We start from the raw sequence: 21,952 nt of genomic DNA, 5'->3' as shown, positions 1-21,952 counted from the left end.
GGCTCAGGAACCGGCGGCAAGGCGCCGGCCCAACGCCGGCGAGAGCAGCAGCAGCGGCGCCACGATGACCGCGCCGACCAGCGCCATGGCCGCCTGAGGCGCCATGCCGCTGTCCAGCAGCAGGGTGGCGATCACCGCCGACCCGCTCATCTGGAAGAGGCCGTACACGGCGGCGGCAGTGCCCGCCCGGTCGGCAAAAGGCTCGAGCGCCAGGCTCAGCCCCGATCCCAGCGCCAGCGAGAATCCGACGGTAAACACCGTGACCGGCAGCATGAAGACCCAGGCCGACAAAGGCATCCACAGCCACGCGCCGACCTGCAGGACCGACGCCAGCAGGAGGGCGGCCATGCCGACGCGCACCATGGTGTAGCGGCCATGGCGCGCGATGAACGCGGGCGCCAGGAAAAACGCCGCGATGTTGATGGTTGCATTCGCCCCAAACCATGCCGAAAAGCCCAGCTCGCTGTACCCAAGCTGTTCGACCAGCACGACGGGCGCGGCCGACACGAACACCAGGATCATGGCCATGCCCGCCATGCCGAAACACGCAAAGTAGAGAAACCGTCCGCTGGTGACGATGGACGCATAACGGGGCAGGCTGTTCAGCGCGCCTGGCCGGTGCGTCAGCTTGGCGCGGGTTTCCTCGAAGCGCACGGCCAGCAGCGCCGCCAATGCCAACGCGAACACCGTCATGAAGACGAACGTGCTGCGCCAGCCAGCATGCAGGGCCAGCACGCCGCCCACCATCGGCGCCAGCGCGGGCACGGAACATAGCGCGCCGTTCAGGTAGCTGTAGACGCGCGCGCCGACGGCCGGGGTAAAGCAATCCCGCACGGCGGCAAACGCGACCAGCGATGCCGAACACGCGCCTAATCCCTGGATGACGCGTGCTGCGTAAAACACCTCGAGGGACGTTGCCGACGCGCCCAGCGCCGAGCCTGCCAGATATGCCGCAGCGCCGCACAGGGCCACGGGCCGGCGGCCATAGCGGTCGGCCAGCGGGCCGATCAGCACCTGGCCCACGCCCACCGCAAAAATGAACAGGGTGATGCTGGATTGCAAGGCGCCGATGGGCTCGCCAAACGCCAATGCCATGGCGGGCAGGGAAGGCAGGTAGATGTCGATGGCCATCGGCGTGAGCGTGACCAGTCCCATCAAAAGACCGATCAGCCAGCGTTGGCCTCGGGGCGTCAAGGCAGACTTCATACGAGGCTCTGGGCCCATTGCAGACCCGGGAAAACCCGACATTATCCATGATCGCCTCCGCCCGCGCAGGCGTAGAATGCCGTTCCCATGAACCCGTCTGCTTTGCGCCCTCGCATCGTCATCCTGTATTGCACGCAGTGCCAATGGCTGCTGCGCGCGGGCTGGATGGCGCAAGAATTGCTTTCCACGTTTTCGACGGATCTTGGCGAAGTGGCGCTGCAGCCCGGCACCGGCGGAATTTTCCAGATCACCTACGACGGCGATCTGATCTGGGACCGCAAGCGCGACGGCGGCTTCCCCGACGCCAAGGTGCTCAAGCAGCGCGTGCGCGACCGCCTGGATCCGGGCCGCCCGCTTGGCCACATCGACGGCCACACCGCCACGCCGGAAAGCTGACCCGCATCGCCGACCCGCATCGCTGACCGGGCAGGCAGGCAAAAAAAGGCCGGTCCTTTTAAGACCGGCCAAAGCAGCACTACCCCGATTCTTGATTTGCGTTTACGCGGCAGACTCCGCGTGCTTAAGCGCTTCGCGCGCCTTGCGCTGGCGCAGCGCCGACACGCCGAGCAACGCGATCAGGCCGACGCAGGCCAGGATGAAGCCCAGGCTGATGGGCCGCGTCACGAAGATCGACAACTCGCCGCGTGACAGCAGCAGGGCGCGGCGGAAGTTCTCTTCCACCATGGGCCCGAGCACAAATCCCAGCAGCAGCGGCGCCGGTTCGAAACGCAGCCGGATCAACGCGTAGCCCGCGGCGCCGAACAAGGTCACCATTCCCACGTCGAAGAGGTTGTTGTTCGTGCTGTATACCCCCACGCAGACGAAGAACAGCGCGGCAGGGAACAGATAGCGGAAGGGAACCGTCAACAGGCGCACCCACATGCCGATGAGCGGCAGGTTCAGGAGCAGCAGCAGCACGTTGCCGACCCAGAAGCTGGCGATCAGCCCCCAGAACATGTCGGCGTGCTCGACCATCATCTGCGGACCCGGCTGGATGCCGTGAATGATCAGCGCGCCCAGCATCAGCGCCATGACGGGATCGCCAGGGATGCCCAGGCTCATCGTCGGGATGAAGCTGGTCTGCGTCGATGCGCTGGTTGCGGCTTCCGGACCGGCAATGCCTTCGATGGCCCCGCGGCCAAAGCGGCGCGGTTCACGGGCAACCTTCTTTTCCGTGGCGTACGAGATGAACGACGCGATGGTCGGACCCGTGCCCGGCAGGATGCCGAACGCCGCACCGATCGCCGTGCCGCGCACCAGCGCGCCGCGCGACTGCTTGATGTCGCCGGCTTCCGGACGCATGGATTTCATGCTCACCTTCGTCGAGGTGACCTTGCTGTCGCCGCCGATGCGATTGATGTTCTTCAGGAAATCCGCCACGCCGAACAGCCCCATGGCCAGCGCCACGATCTGCAGCCCGTCGGACAGCTCCAGGATGCCGAAGTGAAAGCGCATCGTGCCGGTGTTCACGTCCGTGCCCACCACGCCCAGCAGCAGGCCGACCACCACCATCGCCACGCCCTTGATCGCCGAACCCTTGGCCAGCGTTGCGCCGGCCAGCAGGCCCAGCATCATCATCGAGAAGTACTCGGCGGGACCGAACTTGAACGCGACGTCGACCAGCAGCGGCGAGAACAAGATCATTGCCAGGATGCCGACGGACGCGCCGCAGAACGACGAGAACATCAGCATGAAGAGGGCCGAGCCCGCCTTGCCGTTGCGCGCGAGCGGATTGCCGTCCAGGCAGGCCACCGCGTGCGAGGCCGTGCCGGGCAGGTTCAACATGATCGACGTGATGCCGCCGCCGTACTGCGAGCCGTAGTAGATGCCGGACAGCATCACCAGCGCCGCGGTGGGCGTCATCGTGTAGGTCAGGGGCAGCAGAATCGAAATGGCGGCCAGCACGCCCATGCCCGGCAGCACGCCGATCAGGTTGCCCATGAACACGCCAAAGATGGCCCACATCAGGTTATCCAGCGCGAAAGCGACCGAAAACCCGTGCATCAGGTTATTGAAGATTTCCATGGATCAACCCCAGCGGAACAACGGAAACTGCAGTTGCAGCGCCCAGGAGAACACGGCCACGCCAAGCACCGTGACGCCGGCAGCCAGGATGGCTGCGGAGCGCCAGGTATGCTGACGGTCGCCCATGGCAGAGATGAAGACCAGCACGAACGTCGCCGGCACCAGGCCGCCGAATTTGCCGATGAGGATGAAGGAAAGCAGGCCGCCGATGATGCAGCCCCAGCCGCGCCACTCGGGCGGCGCCACTTCTTCGGCATCTTCCTCGGCGGCCACGGGCGAAGCCGCCATCTTGGCGATGGCCAAGCCAAGAAGCACCAGCAGCACGCCCAGAATGGCCGGGAACATGCCCGGGCCCATGCGGTCCAGGGTTCCCAATGTGTAGGTTGACGCCTGCGCGATGGCGCCCAGGCCCAGCACGATCATCGTGCCCGCAGCCCACGCCTCGCGCCGCACGGCGCTGCGTTTTGATTGCATGGTCTTTTCCTCCCGTTGTTGTGCTTTTGCCTGACTGAGGTCTGAACAAAAGCTGACACTGCAATGAATGCGGGAGTCTAAAAATCCAAACTTCCGTTCACCTTTCAAGGCGTGCGAAAGTTGCGCGCGGGTGTCGCGATAGCCACGAAAACGGGGGAAATCCCTAGGCTTTCTTGAAGGGAAATGCGCGCGTCAAGCGCCTGCGCGGCACGCGGGCCGCCCAGGCGCTGCAGGCCCGCGCGAGAGCCGTGCAGGGCGTTTACATGCCCAGGTCGGACAGGCTGGGATGATCGTCCGGACGGCGTCCCAGCGGCCAGTGAAATTTGCGGTCGGCTTCCTTGATGGGAAGGTCGTTGATGCTGGAATGGCGGTGGATCATCAAGCCGTCCTCGCCGAATTCCCAGTTCTCGTTGCCGTACGAGCGGAACCAGTTTCGCGAGTCGTCGCGCCACTCGTATGCATAGCGCACTGCGATGCGATTGCCGGTGTAGGCCCACAGTTCCTTGATCAACCGGTACTCAAGTTCGCGCGCCCATTTGCGCGAAAGAAATTCGCGCGCTTCGTCGCGGCTATGCACGAACTCGGCGCGGTTACGCCAGCGGGTGTCCAGGCTGTAGGCCTGGGCAACTTTGTCCGCGTCGCGGGTGTTCCAGCCGTCTTCGGCCAGGCGCACTTTCAGGATGGCGCTTTCGAGCGTAAAGGGAGGAAGGGGCGGACGGACTTCAGGGGACGATGTCATGGCGTGAGCCTCATGGTCGGGGGGGAGGGAATCAGGAAGGAAACGTGGATGGGGTCAGGCGTTGGCCTTAAGAAGCGCTGCGGCCGCGCGCTCGGCGCTGTCCGTGATCGATGCATCGCCCGTGACCATGGCCACGGCAATCGCGCCGTCGATCAGCACCAGCAACTGGCGCGCGCACTCCTCAGGCTGCGCCACGCCAGCCGCTTGCACCAGCGATTGCACATGCGCAAGCAGACGCTCCTTGTGGCGCCGCGCCACCGCGCGGATGGGGCTGTCGGGGTCGCCGATTTCGCCGGCGGCATTGATGAAGGCGCAGCCGTGAAAGCCTTCCGAGGCGAACCACTCGCGCAACGCATCGAAGATCGACAGCACGCGATCGCGCGGCGAGGGCGCGCGCGTCGTCGCATCGATGAACCACTGCATCCAGCGCTCATCGCGGGCCGACAGCGCCGCGGCCACCAGTACTTCCTTGGTGCCGTAGTGCTTGTAGATGCTCTTGCGTGCCACGCCGGACGTCTTGACGATGAGGTCCATGCCGGTGGCGTTGATGCCCCCGGCATAGATCAGGGACTCGGTGGCGCGCAACAACTTTTCCTGCACGTCGGCGCGGGATTCGGTATGGGAATCGGTATGAGCTTCAGTCATGGAGAATGATCGTTCTATCTGCAATGGGCAGATAGTAGAACGATCATTCTCCGTCGTCAACGCGATTTTTCCGTCCCGGTTCCGAAAGCCGAACGCGCTCGCAGGGCGACGCCCCGCAATTTAGCTTGCTATTTCTGCCAAAATTCTGCTAAAATCTTTTATCTATCGGCAAAATTATAAGAACAAGCCAGTAGTTTCGAATCCCGGCGACGCCTGCTCCTGAATGCTCCCCCGCACCCGCGGCATTCATGGCCCGCCTGAATCTGTGCGCAATGCTCGGCGGGGGAAGCCATGCGCCTGTCCAGGAGCATGCTTATGTCTCATCAATTGACTGCCAAGAAGGGAAGCTTCGAGATCCCCCCGTTGAATTGGAAGGCCCCCGAGGCCAACAAGCAGTCCGACCGGCACGACACGCCGTCCCACGCCGATACGCCCAAAAAGGCCGACGTCTCGCGCGTGAAGAACTAAGCCTGTAAGCCCGGACCCTGCTTTCACCCCAGGGTGCGTTGCTGGACTTGATCGCGCCCGTTCAATTTCGCCAGATAAAGCAGTTCGTCAGCGGCCCGAAAAAGGCCGCTGACGCTTTCTGCATGGCTCCACGAAATACACGCCACCCCAAAACTGGCCGTCAGCCCGAACGGGGCTCCGGTTGCCGACGTGACTGAGCAGGTCCGGATGCGGTCTCGCATCCGCTGCGCCATCTCCATCGCCTGCTGTGCGCTACGCGTGCGGCAGAGCACCGCGAATTCCTCCCCGCCCACCCGCGCAACGACATCCGACTGACGCCACGTCGTGTGGCACAGCTGCGCCACGGCCTTGAGCGCCAGGTCGCCGCTGGCATGCCCGTGCGTGTCGTTGATGGTCTTGAAGTGGTCGATATCGAACAGGATGAACGCCAGCATCGGCTGCCTCTCGTCCCAATGCGCGCGCGCCGCCTCAAAGCGCTTCTCAAAGGCCCGCCGATTCAGCAGCCCGGTCAGATAGTCCGTCTCGGCGGAGTGCGCCAGATCCGCAATCAACCGGTCGCGCTCGGCTTCAAGCTGCTTCTGCGCGGCGGACTTCTCCTTGAGCACGCGCAGCGCATTGAACATGTCTTGCACTTCGCCATGATGATTGCCGTGCGCAATGTTGGCTGGCGCCGCGCCGCTGGCAATGGATCCGATGATGCGCGTGGCCTGCGCAAAAGGCTGGATCACGCGCTTGCGAAATTGCACCAGCGCCACGGCAAGGGCGGCCACCAGCAGCGCGGTGGCCGCCAGGGTCACGGCAAGCAGCCGCGCAGCGGCCATGCGATGCGCCTCGATATGCCGTCCCATCTCGTCCAGCAGCACGTCGCGAAATTCCGTGATGGCGCCCATCAGCGGCACATAGGCCGCTGCCAGCGCGGCGGTCGACACGGCGGGCTCGTCGGACTGCCGCGATGCCTGCCCGCGCACGCGCGCCAGATAGGCCAGACCGTCGCCGAAGTAGCGCTGTTGCATGCGGGCATAGACCTCGGAGGCGCGCACATCGGGCTGCGTCGCCATGCGGGCTTCAATGAGCGCGCGCAACTCGTCGATCCGGCCCAGGACGCGTTCAATGCGGAACTGTTCCTCGGCCGTCAGCTTCCGGTGGCGGCTCAGCGCGGGCGTATAGGTGGATCCCAGCAGTCCTGCCTGTTCGCGCAGCTCGCTGGCCAGCAGTGCCAGCGTCAGCAAACTGGGCGCATTGGCTTCACTGCGCATGACCCATCCCGCGTTGGCAGCCAGGCTGGCCTGCCACTGCGGAATGATGCGAACCATGCCGCTGACCGCGTCCCACAACATTTGTCCCGACAACTGATCGCGCGGCGTGGCGATGAGCTGGTCGATGTCCTGCCGCGCGCTGGCCAGCGCCTGACGAATCTGCTGAATCTCGCCGCGCTTTGCGGCGCCGTCGGCGCCGGCATGCAGCGCCAGCAGCGCGTCAATCAGGGCGTCCGTGCGGGCGCGGGCCGCTGACAGGGAATCCATGACGTGCTGCGGCACGGGCAGGGCGGACCCCAGCGCTGCGTTCATGGGGCCGCGCTCCGCGGAGGCATGCTCCATGACGCGGATCGTCGCGCGCACCGACGAGAATGCCTGCCGCGCGTCCGACGCCGCTCCGTAGGATCGCCAATTCTGATAGAGCAGGATGCCGGCAAGCACCGACACCAGCAACAGCACGCCGACGGCCAGCGCGATGAAATGACATTCCAGGGATTTTGGCGCGACGGCAGGGCGCAACATCTCGGCGTGCAGGTCCAGGCAAAGTGGAAGCTGCGCAGGATACTGTAATTGCCCCTTTGAAGACCTGGCTTTTGGCAGAAGATGGCTTATTTCAGTTTATGGCGGCAAGATTATTTCTTTCCAACGCAGTTAATTGCGTTTATCTGCGAAAACTTGCGCCATCGACTTTCGTCGCGCCGTGCCGCTCGCAGACAGGACACGCCGGCCAGCGACCTGCCGCCTCGCAATCCTGGGCATCAAGCCTCGTGCATCACCACCCGGTTGCGGCCCTGCTGTTTGGCCACATACAGCGCGGCATCGGCGGCACGGAACGCTTCGTCCACATCCGGCCCGCTCGATGGCCATTGCGCCACGCCGGCCGACACGGTGACGCGATTGTCGCCGTGCAAGGGGCGCTCGGCGATATGCGTGCGCAGCCGTTCGGCGACATGGACAGCTTCCCGCGCGGCCACGCCGGGCAACAGGATCAGGAACTCCTCGCCGCCGTTGCGGCACAGCACGTCGGACGGACGCGAGCACTCGCGCATGATCTGCGCCATGTCGCGAATCACCTCGTCGCCCACATTGTGGCCGTAGGTATCGTTGATCCGCTTGAAATGGTCGATATCCAGCGCCACCACCGAAAACGGCGTGCCGCCGGCCTGCATCTGGTCCACCGCATCCTGGGTGCCGCGGCGGTTGCGCAGGCCGGTCAACGGATCGGTGATGCTGGCCAGATTCAGCTTGCCAATCTTGTCCTGCAGACTGGTGAAGCTGGCGATCACGGCGCGCTTGAGGCGCTCGGCCTCGAAGTACCACGCCTTGACGGAATGCACTCGCTGCATCGCCTCGCTGACGTCCTGATGCTCGACGTTCGTCGCCAGTTGCGACAGCGGTAGCGAAATCATGCGGGCGCACCACCAGATGGCCAGCAGAAACGCCACCGCCAGCGGCGCAGCATAGCCCAACAGCGCCCAGATAAGGTCGTGGATCGGCTCCAATGTGACCTGCGCAGGGCGCTGCGCCACCACGCCCCAGCCGCTGATGGGCACCGGCGCATACCCGGCCAGCATGTCCACGCCCTTGGTATTGATGACGCGCATCGCCCCGGCGTTGCCTTTGACCACCGATGCCACCACCGGATTGGACAGCACCGTCTCGCCCACGCGAGAGGCATCCGTGTGATAGATAAGCTGCCCATCGCCATCGACCACGTACAGATACGATCCATCGTGGTAATGGTGATTGCCCAGCAGCTCATGCAAGGCGCTTTCATTGCGCAGGTAAATCGCGCCCCCCACATACCCCAGGTACTGGCCGTCGTTCGAGAAGATGGGATGCGACACATTGACGAGCAGATTGCCCGCAACGGACACGTAGGGCTTGCTGATCATGGGCTGGCGGGCCCGCAGGGCGGCCCGGCTGCCCGGACTGTCGATCTGCACGCCCAGAAAGCTCCGGAAGGTCTGCGTGGTCGCGAGGACTGTGCCGTCCACCCCCACGACACCTACCGAGTTGAAGCTATCGGTCTGTTGCTGCACGCGCATCACTTCGGCGGCAAGGCGATCCGGCGATCCCATCAGCTCGGGCATGTGCCGGGCGCTGTATCCCAATTGCTGCTGTGCGGACCGCAGGAAGCTTGCCGCGCTTTCCGCCAGCTTCGTGGCGTAGACGCGGTTCGATTCGAGGGTGTTCTCGATCAACTGCTCACGCTGCACCAGATAGCTTGCATACAGGGCATTGGCCGTGGCCGCGATGGCGCTGAAGACGGTAAGCGCAAGCACAAGCCCGCGAAGATTGATTTGCATGGGGGTCGGGGACGGGCAGGGGACAAGCCGGCGCCTTGGGCGGTTGCATCCGATCCGATGGGCATCGATCGGCGTAAAGGCCGGGGCGCGGTGATTGTACGGTCACTCCCACCATTACGGCAGGCCGGGGGGATCCTGTAGGTCTGGCCCCTGCGGGTCGTCCAGCAGGCGAGCGGCCGGAGATTGCGCCGCGGCGCCGGCCCGGAAATATCCCATCACCGTCGCTACGCTGGCGTGGCCGGTCATCGCCATCGTGTCGCCCAGCGGCACGTTGCGCCGCCCGGCCTCCGTGACAAACCCGGACCGCAGGCTGTGTGCCGAATAGGCGCCGTCCAGTCCGGCCAGCCGGCTGCGTTCCAGAACGATGTCGCGCACCGCCGCGGCGGCCAGCGGCTCGCCAACCACATCGCCGCGCCGCACGCGCCGGAAGATCGGCCCTTGGCGGATGCCGCTTGCGGCCAGCCAGTCCGCCAGCGCCTGCGCGGCCTTGCCCAATATCGGTTTCTGGTCCTGCGCCCGAAGGGCGCCCGTCTGGTTCGTCTTGGAATGCGCCATCGTATACAGATAGCCATCGCCCGCGCGGCGCGTGTTCTCCACGGTGGCCTGCACCACTTCAGACCGGCGCCGGCCGCCGCTTGCCCAGGCAAAAAGGAGCAGGGCGCGGTCGCGTTTGCCGCGCAACGAGTCGTCGCAGGTGTCCAGCATGGCTTGAAGCGGCTCGCGCGTCAGGGCTTCCTTGCGCGCGGGCGCGACGCCGCGGCGGGCGTACGCGCGGCGCGTCTTGGACACCAGCTCGCGCACGGCGGCGGCGCGGCAGGGGTTCGGGTGGCCCAGCAATTCATGCGCCTTGGACAACACCGACAGGCGTTGCAGCAGCGTGTTCAGGCTGGGCGCGCCCAACCGTCCCTTTGCCTTCAGGCGCACCAGTTCCTGGTCCAGCTCCAGCGGCAGTTCCCATTCAAGACCGTCCCCGGAAGACCGCTGCGCGTGGTCCACCACAAATTGAATGACCGCGGCCTCTGACACAGGCAAGGCGAACGACCGGCCATAACGCAGCCCGAACCAGGCCGACCAGTAACGGATCGCCGTGCGATAGCTGGCAGCCGTGTTGGGGGAACTGCCTTCGCGCAACAGGTCGCGCACCGCGGCGTCCGCCTGGCGGTCAAGGTTATCCGGATCCAACCGCGCCAGGGCGCGTGTCAGCGCCGGCGCCGCGCCTGGCAAGTCATTCATGTTTCCGCGCGCACGGCAGATGCCGTCTCCTGGGTGAGGGATCAGTTGAACAATCCCGTCATGTTAGCCGGTGGAGGCGCCTGCGGCCGCCATCGGCCAAGCGTGGCGCGCGGTGCTACGATTTCCCGCACGCAAGTCAACTTCCGGCGCTGAGGGCAGTCAGTAGCGGTAGCGTTCCCGGCGGCGGTTCTTCAAGGAGCCTTCCATGGCCGCAACCGTCGCAGATTTTCTTGTCAAAGTGCTTGCCGACGTCGGGGTACGCCGCATTTGGGGGGTGACCGGCGACAGTCTCAATGGACTGAACGATAGCCTTCGGCGGCTTGGCGGAATCGAATGGATGCACACCCGGCACGAAGAGACCGCCGCATTCGCCGCTGGCGCGGAAGCAGCCGTCACCGGATCGCTGGCCGTATGCGCAGGCAGTTGCGGTCCGGGCAATCTGCATCTGATCAACGGATTGTTTGACTGCCAACGCAGCCGCCTTCCCGTCCTGGCCATTGCAGCCCACATTCCGTCCTCTGAAATCGGGTTGGGGTATTTCCAGGAGACGCATCCCCAGGAACTCTTCAAGGAATGCGCCGACTTCGTCGAGCTGGTATCGAACCCTGCGCAATTGCCAGGGGTGCTGGCACGCGCCATCAACACGGCGGTCGGCAGGCAGGGCGTGGCGGTCCTTGTAATACCGGGCGATGTGGCGCTTGCTGCGGCGCCCGCGGATGCGCCCGCGTTCTGGCCCGCGCCGCCCGCGCGTGCGCACTTGCGTCCAGGCGCGGCGGCCGTGCAGCAACTGGCCGGTCTGCTCAACGGGGCGCGAAAGGTGTCGATTCTGGCGGGCAGCGGCTGCGCCGGCAGCCACGACGCCGTGATCGCGCTGGCGCAGCGCCTCAAAGCGCCCATCATTCACGCGTTGCGCGGCAAGGAGCACGTCGAGTGGGACAACCCGTTCGATGTCGGCATGACCGGATTCATCGGCTTTTCGTCCGGATACCAAGCCATGGAAAACGCCGAGCTTCTGCTGATGCTGGGCACGGACTTTCCGTACCGGCCTTTCTATCCCAAACACGCAAAGATCGTCCAGATCGATCGCGACCCCGCCGCCCTCGGCCGGCGCGCGCCGTTGTCGTTGGGCATTGCCGCCGACGTCGGCGAAACCATCGCCGCGCTGCTCGAACAGCTTGACGAGCGTCAGGACCAGACATTCCTGGACGCTGCCCTCGATCATTACCGGCATGCACGCAAAGACCTCGACAGCCTCGCCGTGCCCGCGCCGGCTGGCAGGCCGCTCCATCCGCAATACCTGGCGCACCGCGTCAACGCGCTCGCAAACGAGGACGCGATCTTCGCGGTGGATGTCGGCACGCCCACCGTGTGGGCTGCGCGATATCTCTCCATGAACGGCAAGCGCCGGTTGCTGGGCTCGTTCAACCACGGCTCGATGGCCAACGCCATGCTGCAGGCCATCGGCGCCCAGGCGGCCGCGCCAGGCAGGCAGGTCATCTCGCTATCGGGCGACGGCGGATTCACCATGATGATGGGAGATTTCCTGTCCCTGTCCCAGTTGCAGCTGCCTGTGAAGATCGTCGTCTTCAACAACGGCGCGCTCGGCTTTGTTTCCATGGAAATGAAAGCGGAGGGCTTCCTGGATACCGGCACAGACCTCAAGAACCCCAATTTCGCGGCGATGGCAGAAGCCGTCGGCGTCCGGGGCATCCGGGTCGAGTCGTCGGAAATGCTGGACGCCGCGCTGACGGAAGCGCTGGCGCACCCCGGTCCCGCGCTGGTCGACGTCGTGGTTTCGGCGCAAGAGCTGATCGTGCCACCCAAGATCAAGCTCGAGCAAGCCAAGGGATTTGGCCTGTACATGCTCAAAGCCATCATGAACGGCCGCGGCGATGAGGTCGTTGAGCTTGCCCGGACGAATCTTGGACGTTGAGGGAAGGGCGGAGGCCGCAAATCGCGTTATGTATAAAATATTACGTATGCTGTAAGATATATAACGTATATGCAAGTTAAATCACGATAAGGTTCCATTATCGTGACTAATCCCACCCACTTCGGCAACGCAGATCATCATGGCCACTGGCATTACGGAATCGGACGTCTGGAGCGCTGCGGATGCGCTGTTGCTGGAGGGCGCCCGGCCCACCATTGAGCGAGTTCGCCAGAAAATCGGCCGGGGGTCGCCCAATACCGTCAGTCCGCACCTGGAAACCTGGTTCCGCGCGCTGGGCGCACGCATTCAGGATCCGCGCGCGTTTGCCGCACCCACCGCGGTACCGGACCCCATCGCCCAGGCCGCCACGCATTTCTGGGAAGCCGCGCTGGCGGCAGCCAGGGCTGAACAGGCTCGGGCGTATGAGGAACGGTGGGAGGAATTGGCCAGGGAAGGGGAGCGGTTTGCCGCGCAGGCTGAACAGCTTGAACTGCGCGAGGCGCAGTTGATCGAGCGCGAAAAGCATCTGCAGGAAGCGCTGGAGGTCGCCAGGGCGCAATTGGCCACCACCGAAAACCGTCTGCAAGCCGCCGAAGCGCAATTGCGCCAACGGGACGCGGCGCTGGCCGCAACGCAAACCCGTCTGGAGGACGTCCGCGCCGCCAACAAGGCCTTGCTGGCCGACGCCGAGCAGGACCGCGACCGGCACGCACAGGCGATTGCCGCCCTGGATGCGCGCCACGCTGCCCACGAGCGCCGCTGGCTGAACGAGCTGGATGCGGAGCGGAGCGCGGTTAAGCGCTTGCAGACTCGGCTGGATGCATCCCTGGTTGCCGCCCAACAGCAGGCAGACCAGCTACGCGACGCGCTTGCCGCCGTCCAGGAGCAACAACGTGCGGCCGAGCAGCGAGCTGCCGCCCTTCAGGCACAGGCGCTGGCCGATCAGCGCGAACGGCATGCCGAGACCGTGGCGGCGGCCCAAGCGCTTCAAGCCAGCCAGGCGCGGGAATCGGATCTGGCGCAACGCCTCGCGGGCGCATCCGCGCAGGTGGATAGTCTGATGGCGCAGCTGAAATCCCGTGACGTCCAGTTCGGCGAACTGACGACGCGTTTGCTGGCGATGCAAGCGTCGTCACACCCCACGCAGCCGGCGCACACACCTGAGCCGGCTCAACCCAAGTAATTCATGGCGCACCGCTTGGGGCGACCCCATCAAGAGAACCCTTGTTCGTCCGCGTACCTGAGCAGTTCGGCGTTGGTTTCGATGTTCAGCTTGCGCATGGCCGATTGCTTTTGCGTGCCGATGGTGGCTACCGACCGGTGAAGGCGCTTTGCGATCTCTGTCACGGACAGGCCTTGCGCAAACATTCGGACCACTTCAAGTTCTTTGGGCGACAGCCCTTTTGTTCTGCCGGCGCGTCCCATCGTCACGTCATTCTGGCTGAGCCGCTGGCCGATGCTGTTGGACAGGATGGGGCCGCTTTCAGTCAGCGCGCGGATGCATATCGACACCAGCTCGTCGATGGGCTCTTCCTTGCTGACGATGCCCGTTACGCCCACCTGGCGAAGCTGGTTCAGGATGCCGCTGTTGGACAGCATCGTGAAGACGACGATGGGGATTTCCGGAAACAGGCGTTGCAGACGTTCGATGAGCCGCAATCCGTCTTCATCACCAGACCGGGCGGCCATTGAAAAGTCGGTGACGATGAGATGGCAGGGATGGTCCTGCACCGCAGTGACCAGTTCGAGTCCCGAGCGCGCGGTGGCGACGACCGTGAAACCGGGCACCTCGTTCAGGGAATCCGCAAGCGCAAGAGAAATGATCGGATGATCGTCGGCGACGATGATTCGCACATCCTGGTCAGACGAAAGCTTCATCATGGACCCGCCATCGCGTTGATGTTCGAATGCACCTGGTGATTCCTCGTGTCCGGCTTGCGATGCCGCAGGGGGAAGCCGTTCCTTGGCTGGCCCCACCAGGCTAAGGGCGCCAGGATTTTCGATACTTCCGTCGGTGACCATTTTATGTTCAAACTCCACTGAAAAGGCGAGCAGAAGCGGTTGGGCTGCAGGGTGAATGGGCGTGAGGCAGGCGGGCGGGGAAAGAGATAAAGCCGCTGAATCTACCTTCGGATCGTCAATCGATACATCGATAAGCTTCGAAAGCAAGCCTGCGCAAGGCCAATAAGCGGACGGAATGAAGGCTAGATTTCCGCCAAGGTGTTGCGCAGCAGTTGCACCACCGCGTGACCCTCGGCCTGCGCCACGGCATCCAGACCCGTGCCGCGCAGCAAGTCTTCCAGCGCCTCCAGCCGTTCCGTGATCGCCGTCATCTGCATGACGCTCAGCGCGCCTCGCATGCGGTGCAAGGTGCGGCCAAGCAGGCGCTGGTCGTTGATTTCAAGGGCCCGCACCATCTGCGTGACGTCCGCTTCCATCGTGCTGATGAACAATGCGCGGTACTTTTCCGGCACGGCAGGCTCGGGTTCGGGTTGGCGTGTTGCGCGCGGCTGCGCTGCGGCTTCGGCCGCGTCGGCCGGCTGCGCGCCGCTTCCCTGCAGATGCCGCCTAAGCGTGGAAAGGCTGATGGGCTTGACGAGCCACGACGTCATGCCGGCCGCGAGGCATCGTTCCTCTTCTTCGCGCATGGCATTGGCGGTCACGCCGATGACGGGAACGGTGGCGCCCTGGGCCCTCAACGCCTGGACGAGCTCATAGCCATTCATGCGCGGCATGTTCACGTCGGTCAGCACGACGTCGTAGCGGGCAAGCCCCCACAGCATCAGCGCCTCGGCGCCGTCGGACGCCAGCGTGACCTCGCAGCCCAGTTGCTCCAGCTGATGTTGCAGGGTGGCCTGGTTGATCGGGTTGTCTTCGGCGACGAGAATGGACAATCCCAGCGGGGTATACGCGCCGCTGTCGGCGTCCCCAGACAAGGCGACTTCACCGCGAACCGCCGCCAACATGCCGGCGGCGATGTGTTCGACGCTGGCGATCACCTTGACGGTCCGCGCGGTGGGCGGCTTGCCGCTTGCGCTGGCCAGCACATGGTGGCCGGGCCAGTCCGCCAGGTTGGCGCCTCCGGTGTAAAGCACGTCGACCAGGATGTCGTCCGGCGTGCCGGCGGGCAAGGGAGCGCTCACGGGGGCCGCGGCGGCGCCCCAGCGCTTGAGCCATTGGCAGACGTTGTCGGACAGTTCGTGGTGCGGGCTGCGAACGTATGCGTTCATGCCGCTCAGGTCGGGCGGGCTGGCAGCCTGGCCGGCGGCCACTGACAAAGGCAAATCCAGCGAAAAACTGCTGCCCAGGCCAAGTTCGCTGGTGACGCGGATGCTGGTGCCCATCAGACCGGCCAGCCGCGCGCATATCGACAGGCCGATGCCGGCGCCGCGCACCGTGTGCGAGCCGCTGTCGATCTGATAGAAGGGAACGAACAGCTGCGCCTGGCCCTCCTTGGGGATTCCGATGCCCGTGTCGACCACTTGCAGCCGCAGATGCGTCTTGCCGTCCAGCACGTGACCCACCGTCAGGCGGACGATCACGTGTCCGGAGTCGCTGAACTTGATGGCGTTGCTGAGCAGGTTGCTGAGGATCTGGCGGATGCGCACGGGGTCACCGGTCATCCAGTCGGGCACGTCAACGTCCACGCTGCAAAACAGCAGCAGCCCCTTCTGTTCGGCCATCGCCGCGTAGGCGTTGGTGCATTCCTCGACCAGTTCGCGCGGGTTGAAGTCCGAATACTCCAGCGCTAGCTGCCCGGCTTCGATCTTGGTGATGTCCAGGACATCGCTGATGAGCTGCAAGAGGATCGCGGACGAGCTTTGCATGCGTTCCAGGTGCTGCCGCTGTTCTTCGTCCAGCGCGGTGAGGCTCATGAGCTGCAGCGTGCCCAGCACGCCATACAGCGGCGTCCGGATCTCGTGGCTCATCGTGGCCAGGAAAGTCGATTTGGCTTCGTTGGCCTTGTCCGCCTCGCGCTTGGCGTCCGTCAGGGCCTGCTCGATCACGGCCCGGGCGCTGATGTCGGAAAAGGCGCACAGCACGACGTCCTGGTTGTTGTAGCGCGTGGGTGCGTAGGCGACGTACAACGGACGTCCGTCCGTGGCCTCGAAACTGGCGATGGTGCCCGGTCCCGTCGCGCCCAGGACTTGCCGCAGAAAGAGGTTGGTCTTGGGTGAATTGTCCAGTTCGCGGCCGGGCTCGGCGCCCAGCCATTGAAGCGCGAGACTATTGCCGAACACCACCTGTCCCATCGGCCGCGCCAGCACGCACAGCGCCACGGGTGCGGTTTCAATCAATGTACGGCTGAATTCTTCCTTTTCGACGATGTCGCGCTGCGCATTGGACGCCGGCGCAATGACATGACGACTGTACCAGCGCGAGGACACGATGCCGGCGCCAAGACTGAGCAAGAGCAGCAGGCCCGCGATGGCCGGCAGCCACAGGTTGTCCTGGAAAAACGCGCCATAGCTGATGCGATATGTGCCCGTCCACACGCCGGAGGGATCCGTGACACGCAGCACGATGCCGTCTGCTGTGTATTCGAGCCCATCCCGGGACGCTGCCGGGCCCGGCGCCTCGCCCAGCAGCAGGCCTTCATCGCGGTGGGTCAGCCAAAATCCGCCATGCAGCGGCTTGCGCAGCGTCTTTTCGAAGATGTTGATCCGCTGGTGGTTGAATTGCGTGGTGGCGTACACAGCCGACGTCCTGCCTTGTGCCGTGGACCAGACCGACTGCGGCATGTCGGCATAAATGATGCCCAGCATGCTGCCGGACAGCGCTTCCGACCGGAACCAATGCACGCGGCCGGTGCCTGGCAGTTCGCGGTGGCTGGGAAGGTCCTGGTCGATAAGGCGTTGTCGCACTGTCTGCAGGCGGCGCAGTTCGGTCCTGACGGCGTCCGTCACCGCCAGGAATGCGGCGGCGCTCAGCCGGTCATACCCCGACACGGCGTCCACGGCAGGCACGCTCATGCTGATGCTGTCCGCCTGGTTGACCAGAAATACCGTGGAAGCCGGGTAGTAGGATGCGGCCCAGAAGCTGGAGTAGAAGTCGGCCAGGAATTCGCCCAGGTTGGCGAGCCGCCGGCCCGCCGTGGGACAGTCCGTGGCCTGCTCGCACGCCAGCGAAAACGCCATTTCCGCATAGGTGTGCTGGCCTTCGAAGATCTGCATGCCGAAGCGTTCCGGCACCTCGGTCGCGTGCAGATTGATGGTGGTCGATAGGCTTTCTTCGGGAAGGGATGCGTTATGCGCGCGCAGCCTGCCCAGGAATTGCTCCTGCGCCTGGATGTACCCGACCAGGATGGAGAAATCGAGCTTCAGGCGGTCACGCTCCTGGTCGACGATGCGATTCAAACCCCAATAGAGCGCGCCGATCAGGATCAGCGCAAAGGGAAGGATGCCGAAGAGCGCGAAGTTCAACCAGCGCGAGGTGCGGGTGATTCGGGCAAACGGAGTGTCCGGCTTACGCATGGTCGGCCTTACCGCGCGGGCGGAGTCATGGCGCGCTGCTCTCGGGCGAGAAGCTGGCTGAAGCCGTCAGTGTCCACCGCGACCGAAATGAGGAATCCTTGGGCGCAGTGGCAACCGATCTGGCGCAGGAACTCGAGGTCGGAGGCCGTTTCGACGCCCTCGGCCGTGACCTGAAGCCCCAATTGCCGGCCCAACTGCACGGACGACCTGAGGGCCGCCGCCTGGCTTTCGTCGCTGGCGGCGCCGCTGACAAAGGCGCGATCGATCTTCAGTTCAGTGAACGGGGTCGAAATCAGGCTGTACATGGAGCTGTAACCTCGGCCAAAGTCGTCTTGTGCCAACCCGAAACCTTTCAGGCGTAACCGGCTGGCGCCCATATAGTATTGGCCTTGTGCCGTCGTTGTCTCGTTCTCGAGCAATTCGAATGTGACTTCCGTCGGCGCCACCCCGTGGGTCAACACCATGTCTTCTAATTCGTCGGGTAGATCCGGGTCGTCCAGGAACTGCGTGGGCAGGTTGACCGAGACCGGGACGCGAAAGCCTTGCTGCCCCCACTGCAAGTGCCCGTGCAGCGCGTCTTGCAGGATTTGCCGCAGCAGCGCCTTGTCCAGCCCCAGGCGGCGGATGGCGGGAAGAAAGGCGCCGGGCGACAGGCATCCCAGTTCGGGGTGCAGCCATCGCGCCAGCGCCTCGGCCCCCACGAAGCGCCCGGTGGCCAGCGACTGCTTGGGCTGAAACCAGGCCTGCAACTGTCCGTGGTGCAGCGCGTGTTCCAGGGCAGTGCGGTCCGAGGCGGGGCCGGTCCCGGGGCGGCCCGGCATCGACTGCTGACGGTCCCGGCACAGTTGGCTGGCCAATTGGCTGGCGTCTTGCAAGGTGAAAGGCTTGCAAAAGGTGCCCAGCACGTCCAGCCCCTTTTCCCGTGCCATCAAGGCGACACTTTCGATGAGGCGCCGCAGGCAGGCCGATACGATTGCCAGCGCGGGCGCGCGGCGCTGCCTGGCAAGCCGGTCTATGAATTGCACGCCATCCATGCCGGCCATGTTCAGGTCGATCAGGACCAGGTGGTACGCCTGCAGCTCGGTCTTGGCCAAGGCGGTCTCGGCACACGATGCCACGTCCGCCTGCCCGAATCCGGCCGCTGTCAGCTGATCTGCCAGGTGGACGCATTGCAGCGGATGGTCGTCCACGATCAGGACCCTGTACTCGGACAGCGTTTTGGTCATGCGGCTTCCTTCAGGGTCATCAACGCCTTGCACAGCGCCGAAATGGGCAGCGGCTTGAGCAGCACCGTCGTCATGCCGGCTTCAGCGCTGCGCCGCAGGTCTTCGGTGAATGCGCTGGCGGTGATGCCTACGATCGGCCGGGTGTAGCCCTGGCTGCGCAGCGTGCGGGTGAGCGCGTAGCCGTCCAGTTCGGGCATCTGCAGGTCCGTCAGGATGGCGTCGAAATCGGGAAGTTCGGGCAGCGCCAATGCGTCGTTGCCGTCTGCCGCCAGGACGACGGTGCAGCCCAGATGTTCCAGCTGTTCTCGAAGGATTTGCCGGCTGACCGGGTTGTCCTCGACGACCAGCAGGTGCATGTCGAGCGAATCGCAGGATGCCGGGGGGGCAGGGGGCGCCTTCGTGGCGGCGCTGTCCTGTGCAAGGCGGACGGCGCCGACGATGCTGGCCAGACTATGACTGTCGGCGGTCCAGCTGTTGATCGCCGGCTGCGGCTTGATGCCCGGCGGGTGCGCAATGACCCGGGCTCCTCGCCAGGCTGCTGGAATGAAGTCCCGGGTCCATGTTTCCACCAGCACGCTGCCTTCGCGCCGGCCATGCAGCGCGTCCTTGAACGGCATGGCCAGGGCGCCGCAATGCCGCAGCCACTGGCACAGATTGGTGACCACCTCGTTGTTGGCGCCCCTTACGAATACGGGCCGGGGATCCAGCCGGACGCCCATTTCCGGTTGCGCGCCGCCGACGCGCGGCAGGGTCAGGACGAGCGACATGCTGGTGCCCAGGCCTGGCTCGCTGACCGCGCTGAGCGTGCCGTTCATCATCTCTGACAGCCGCCGGCATATGGCTAGCCCAAGGCCGGTGCCGGGCACGTTCTGGTTGGGTCCGCCTTCGGCGCGGAAGTAGGGTTCGAAGAGCCGCGCGTGGTGCTTTGCAGAGATGCCCATGCCGGTATCGGCCACCTGGAACTTCAGGGTCGCACACTGCGCGTCCTGGCTGAGCGTCTGAAGGCGCAACACCACCTGCCCAGAACTGGTGTACTTGATGGCGTTGTTGACGAGGTTGTTCAGGATTTGCCGTACGCGCATCGCGTCGCCCAGGACCCGCGGCGGGGATGTCACGTCGGCCAGGGCATACAGGTGCAGACCCTTGGCTTCGGCGCGCGCCCCGTAGGTGCCGATGACGCTGTCCAGCATCTGAACGGGCGAGAATTCCGCGGTTTCGAGCGTCAGGTAGCCGGCCTCGATGCGCGACAGGTCGAGCGTGTCGTTGATGGAGCTCAGCAGGCTTGCCGAGGACTGCTGCATGGTTTCCAGGTATTGCTGCTGCTGTCTGTCCATGGCGGTCAGGCCCAGCAGTTCGAGGGTGCCGAGAATACCGAACAGGGGCGTTCGGATCTCGTGGCTCATGGTGGTCAGGAATACCGTCTTGGCGTGATTGGCGGCGTCTGCGTGCAGCTTGGCCTGGGTGATGGACTGCTCGACCCGCTTGAATGCGGTGACATCGTTGATGCCGCAGAGGATGACGTCCTCGGCGTGATAAGTGATTGGCGCGAATGTCAGGTACAGGCAACGCCCGTCGTTCAGGACGTATTCGCGGTCGGCGCTGAAGTCGTTTTCTGAGAGCAGGCGGGACAGCAGCCCGGCATCGCCCAGCAGCCAGTCCTTGGCAAGTTCGTTCGCCAGCAGCGGTCTGCCATCGGCGCGGCGCAACAGGCACAGTCCCACGGGCGCGACTTCGACCAGCTTGCGATTCAGCGAGACGCTATCGGCAAGGGCTTCGTATTGCCGCAGGGCCGGGGCGACGAGTTTCTTGCGGATGTGCCGGATGCCGAGAATGACGACAGCAAAGAGCAGACAGGCGCCGCCAAGTATTGCCTGGATGGCGAACGCCATGTCGCCCAGGATGCGGCTGATGGGCGTGTAGTAGACAAGCCGCCAGCCCGCTTCACCCACGGACTTGCTGAGGACGACGAAGCGGGGCAAAAGACCCGGCCCCCACCAGCCGAATGCGTCTTCCCGGCCGCCGTAACGGCTAAGGCCGGCCAGCACCTGCGGGTCGGCGGGGCTGTGCAGGACAGGCGCGTCGTGCTGGTCGTGCAGGATGTAGTTGCCCCCGCGAAGCGAGGACAGGTCGATGGCCTCGTCGAGGTCGCCGAGTTCCAGGCCGATCCATCCGGCGCGCGGCGTGTTGGGGTCGATGGGGGTGTACAGGTAGAGCGGGTTGGCGTTGTGCGTGGATGGCTTCAACCAGGTGATGGCGGTGCGCCGGTCGTGCGCCGCGCCGGGATCGGCCGCCGCCAGCGCCCGAGCGATCCAGGTTTGTTCGTCGGCACCCAGCTGGGGGATGCGGGCAGGCCCGTGCGCCGGGGGCCGGGCAGGGCGCGGCGCGACGTACGTGGTCTGGCCGTTGCGGCCGGAGGTGAACAGCAGACGGGTATGTGCGAAGGCGATGTCGTCAAGGACGCGGGGCGTGAGGATCAGCGCCCAATCGTAGACGTTCGGGGCTTCGTGTAGCGGAAACACCTTGATCTGACCCGTGTTGCCGAAGTGCGATGGGGTGTCGGAGGCGGGCGCGGCATCGGTGTTGCGCACCAGGCTGGAAGCCAGCGACCGGAGCAGCGCCTCGCGCTGGTCGAAGAAGATCTGCGCGTTGTACGCGGCGGCGTTCATTTGCCGACGGTACGTGGACGTGGTGCTGGTAAAGGACCAGTACAGCAGAAACACGGCCGCCGCCGCGATGCAGGCCAGCAGCGCGGCGGCGAAGAGATGCAAGAGCAGCGTGGGAGCTCGGGGGACTGGCTGGACGTCTGGCGCGGGGGTCTTTGGATCCTTGATTGGCATGCGGCCATCGTAGGCATCGCGCTAGACGGCGGATATAAGAATATTTTGAAAATGCGCCAACCCTAGGGCGAAAGCGCCGCCTGAATCGTACTTTTTCGATTGGTTTATGCATTTGCCATCCATAGAC

Annotated in this window: 16 protein-coding genes; 4 read left to right on the top strand and 12 right to left on the bottom strand. The window is 64.7% G+C overall.

Annotated elements, in window-relative coordinates; translation table 11 throughout:
* Window positions 1-3 precede the first annotated feature (3 nt).
* The gene (locus tag KVT32_RS08240; protein ID WP_217618002.1) at window positions 4-1,206 is read right to left on the bottom strand and encodes a multidrug effflux MFS transporter; all 1,203 of its coding nucleotides are present in this window, start codon (window positions 1,204-1,206) and stop codon (window positions 4-6) included.
* Window positions 1,207-1,293: 87 nt separating this feature from the next.
* Here KVT32_RS08240 and KVT32_RS08235 point away from each other — a divergent pair, with 87 nt between their 5' ends.
* A complete protein-coding gene (locus KVT32_RS08235; protein ID WP_217618001.1) occupies window positions 1,294-1,602 on the top strand; it encodes a SelT/SelW/SelH family protein in 309 nt (102 codons plus the stop codon).
* A gap of 102 nt (window positions 1,603-1,704) precedes the next feature.
* On the opposite strand, the gene KVT32_RS08230 is transcribed toward KVT32_RS08235, so the two are convergent.
* From KVT32_RS08230 to KVT32_RS08215, 4 genes are all read right to left on the bottom strand, one after another.
* A complete protein-coding gene (locus tag KVT32_RS08230) occupies window positions 1,705-3,231 on the bottom strand; it encodes a tripartite tricarboxylate transporter permease (protein WP_180098787.1) in 1,527 nt (508 codons plus the stop codon).
* 3 nt (window positions 3,232-3,234) lie between these two features.
* The gene (locus KVT32_RS08225; RefSeq protein ID WP_056317818.1) at window positions 3,235-3,705 is read right to left on the bottom strand and encodes a tripartite tricarboxylate transporter TctB family protein; all 471 of its coding nucleotides are present in this window, start codon (window positions 3,703-3,705) and stop codon (window positions 3,235-3,237) included.
* A gap of 259 nt (window positions 3,706-3,964) precedes the next feature.
* Entirely contained in the window at window positions 3,965-4,444 is a 480-nt protein-coding gene (locus tag KVT32_RS08220) for a nuclear transport factor 2 family protein (RefSeq protein ID WP_217618000.1), read from the bottom strand.
* Between the two features lie 54 nt (window positions 4,445-4,498).
* Complete coding sequence (locus KVT32_RS08215; protein WP_056317821.1) at window positions 4,499-5,089, bottom strand: TetR/AcrR family transcriptional regulator; 591 nt, start codon at window positions 5,087-5,089, stop codon at window positions 4,499-4,501.
* 315 nt (window positions 5,090-5,404) lie between these two features.
* On the opposite strand from KVT32_RS08215, the gene KVT32_RS08210 reads away from it, so the two are divergent.
* Complete coding sequence (locus KVT32_RS08210; protein WP_174245449.1) at window positions 5,405-5,557, top strand: hypothetical protein; 153 nt, start codon at window positions 5,405-5,407, stop codon at window positions 5,555-5,557.
* 23 nt (window positions 5,558-5,580) lie between these two features.
* Here the strand turns inward: KVT32_RS08210 and KVT32_RS08205 are convergent, their stop codons facing one another.
* The 3 genes from KVT32_RS08205 to KVT32_RS08195 form a co-directional block, all read right to left on the bottom strand.
* Entirely contained in the window at window positions 5,581-7,335 is a 1,755-nt protein-coding gene (locus tag KVT32_RS08205; RefSeq protein ID WP_217617999.1) for a diguanylate cyclase, read from the bottom strand.
* Window positions 7,336-7,571: 236 nt separating this feature from the next.
* On the bottom strand, window positions 7,572-9,122 hold the full coding sequence (locus tag KVT32_RS08200) for a sensor domain-containing diguanylate cyclase (protein ID WP_217617998.1): 1,551 nt from the start codon (window positions 9,120-9,122) through the stop codon (window positions 7,572-7,574).
* A 114-nt stretch (window positions 9,123-9,236) separates the two neighbouring features.
* A complete protein-coding gene (locus KVT32_RS08195; protein WP_217617997.1) occupies window positions 9,237-10,355 on the bottom strand; it encodes a site-specific integrase in 1,119 nt (372 codons plus the stop codon).
* A 205-nt stretch (window positions 10,356-10,560) separates the two neighbouring features.
* Here KVT32_RS08195 and poxB point away from each other — a divergent pair, with 205 nt between their 5' ends.
* Complete coding sequence (poxB, locus tag KVT32_RS08190; RefSeq protein ID WP_217617996.1) at window positions 10,561-12,288, top strand: ubiquinone-dependent pyruvate dehydrogenase; 1,728 nt, start codon at window positions 10,561-10,563, stop codon at window positions 12,286-12,288.
* Window positions 12,289-12,427: 139 nt separating this feature from the next.
* Window positions 12,428-13,471 carry a DNA-binding protein gene (locus KVT32_RS08185; protein ID WP_217617995.1) on the top strand — a complete coding sequence of 348 codons (1,044 nt, stop codon included), beginning with the start codon at window positions 12,428-12,430 and terminating at the stop codon, window positions 13,469-13,471.
* A 29-nt stretch (window positions 13,472-13,500) separates the two neighbouring features.
* On the opposite strand, the gene KVT32_RS08180 is transcribed toward KVT32_RS08185, so the two are convergent.
* The 4 genes from KVT32_RS08180 to KVT32_RS08165 are packed head-to-tail and all read right to left on the bottom strand — an operon-like array spanning window position 13,501 to window position 21,825.
* The gene (locus KVT32_RS08180; RefSeq protein WP_227741224.1) at window positions 13,501-14,457 is read right to left on the bottom strand and encodes a response regulator transcription factor; all 957 of its coding nucleotides are present in this window, start codon (window positions 14,455-14,457) and stop codon (window positions 13,501-13,503) included.
* Between the two features lie 35 nt (window positions 14,458-14,492).
* On the bottom strand, window positions 14,493-17,762 hold the full coding sequence (locus KVT32_RS08175) for a hybrid sensor histidine kinase/response regulator (protein WP_217617994.1): 3,270 nt from the start codon (window positions 17,760-17,762) through the stop codon (window positions 14,493-14,495).
* A gap of 8 nt (window positions 17,763-17,770) precedes the next feature.
* A complete protein-coding gene (locus KVT32_RS08170; RefSeq protein WP_217617993.1) occupies window positions 17,771-18,988 on the bottom strand; it encodes an EAL domain-containing protein in 1,218 nt (405 codons plus the stop codon).
* Complete coding sequence (locus tag KVT32_RS08165) at window positions 18,985-21,825, bottom strand: ATP-binding protein (RefSeq protein ID WP_217617992.1); 2,841 nt, start codon at window positions 21,823-21,825, stop codon at window positions 18,985-18,987. The genes KVT32_RS08170 and KVT32_RS08165 overlap by 4 nt, the downstream gene beginning before the upstream one ends.
* Window positions 21,826-21,952: the final 127 nt, after the last annotated feature.

Origin of the sequence: Achromobacter sp. GbtcB20, assembly GCF_019091095.1 — a bacterium.
Classification (GTDB): domain Bacteria; phylum Pseudomonadota; class Gammaproteobacteria; order Burkholderiales; family Burkholderiaceae_B; genus Achromobacter; species Achromobacter mucicolens.
This window is presented reverse-complemented; position numbering and strand designations above follow the sequence as displayed.

Excerpts from the sequence above, each read along its gene's own strand:
- KVT32_RS08175 (WP_217617994.1), bottom strand. The coding sequence starts at position 17,762 with ATGCGTAAGCCGGACACTCCGTTTGCCCGAATCACCCGCACCTCGCGC.
- poxB (WP_217617996.1), top strand. The coding sequence starts at position 10,561 with ATGGCCGCAACCGTCGCAGATTTTCTTGTCAAAGTGCTTGCCGACGTC.
- KVT32_RS08200 (WP_217617998.1), bottom strand. The coding sequence starts at position 9,122 with ATGCAAATCAATCTTCGCGGGCTTGTGCTTGCGCTTACCGTCTTCAGC.
- KVT32_RS08215 (WP_056317821.1), bottom strand. The coding sequence starts at position 5,089 with ATGACTGAAGCTCATACCGATTCCCATACCGAATCCCGCGCCGACGTG.
- KVT32_RS08210 (WP_174245449.1), top strand. The coding sequence starts at position 5,405 with ATGTCTCATCAATTGACTGCCAAGAAGGGAAGCTTCGAGATCCCCCCG.
- KVT32_RS08230 (WP_180098787.1), bottom strand. The coding sequence starts at position 3,231 with ATGGAAATCTTCAATAACCTGATGCACGGGTTTTCGGTCGCTTTCGCG.
- KVT32_RS08235 (WP_217618001.1), top strand. The coding sequence starts at position 1,294 with ATGAACCCGTCTGCTTTGCGCCCTCGCATCGTCATCCTGTATTGCACG.
- KVT32_RS08205 (WP_217617999.1), bottom strand. The coding sequence starts at position 7,335 with ATGTTGCGCCCTGCCGTCGCGCCAAAATCCCTGGAATGTCATTTCATC.
- KVT32_RS08240 (WP_217618002.1), bottom strand. The coding sequence starts at position 1,206 with ATGAAGTCTGCCTTGACGCCCCGAGGCCAACGCTGGCTGATCGGTCTT.
- KVT32_RS08165 (WP_217617992.1), bottom strand. The coding sequence starts at position 21,825 with ATGCCAATCAAGGATCCAAAGACCCCCGCGCCAGACGTCCAGCCAGTC.
- KVT32_RS08220 (WP_217618000.1), bottom strand. The coding sequence starts at position 4,444 with ATGACATCGTCCCCTGAAGTCCGTCCGCCCCTTCCTCCCTTTACGCTC.
- KVT32_RS08170 (WP_217617993.1), bottom strand. The coding sequence starts at position 18,988 with ATGACCAAAACGCTGTCCGAGTACAGGGTCCTGATCGTGGACGACCAT.
- KVT32_RS08225 (WP_056317818.1), bottom strand. The coding sequence starts at position 3,705 with ATGCAATCAAAACGCAGCGCCGTGCGGCGCGAGGCGTGGGCTGCGGGC.
- KVT32_RS08195 (WP_217617997.1), bottom strand. The coding sequence starts at position 10,355 with ATGAATGACTTGCCAGGCGCGGCGCCGGCGCTGACACGCGCCCTGGCG.
- KVT32_RS08185 (WP_217617995.1), top strand. The coding sequence starts at position 12,428 with ATGGCCACTGGCATTACGGAATCGGACGTCTGGAGCGCTGCGGATGCG.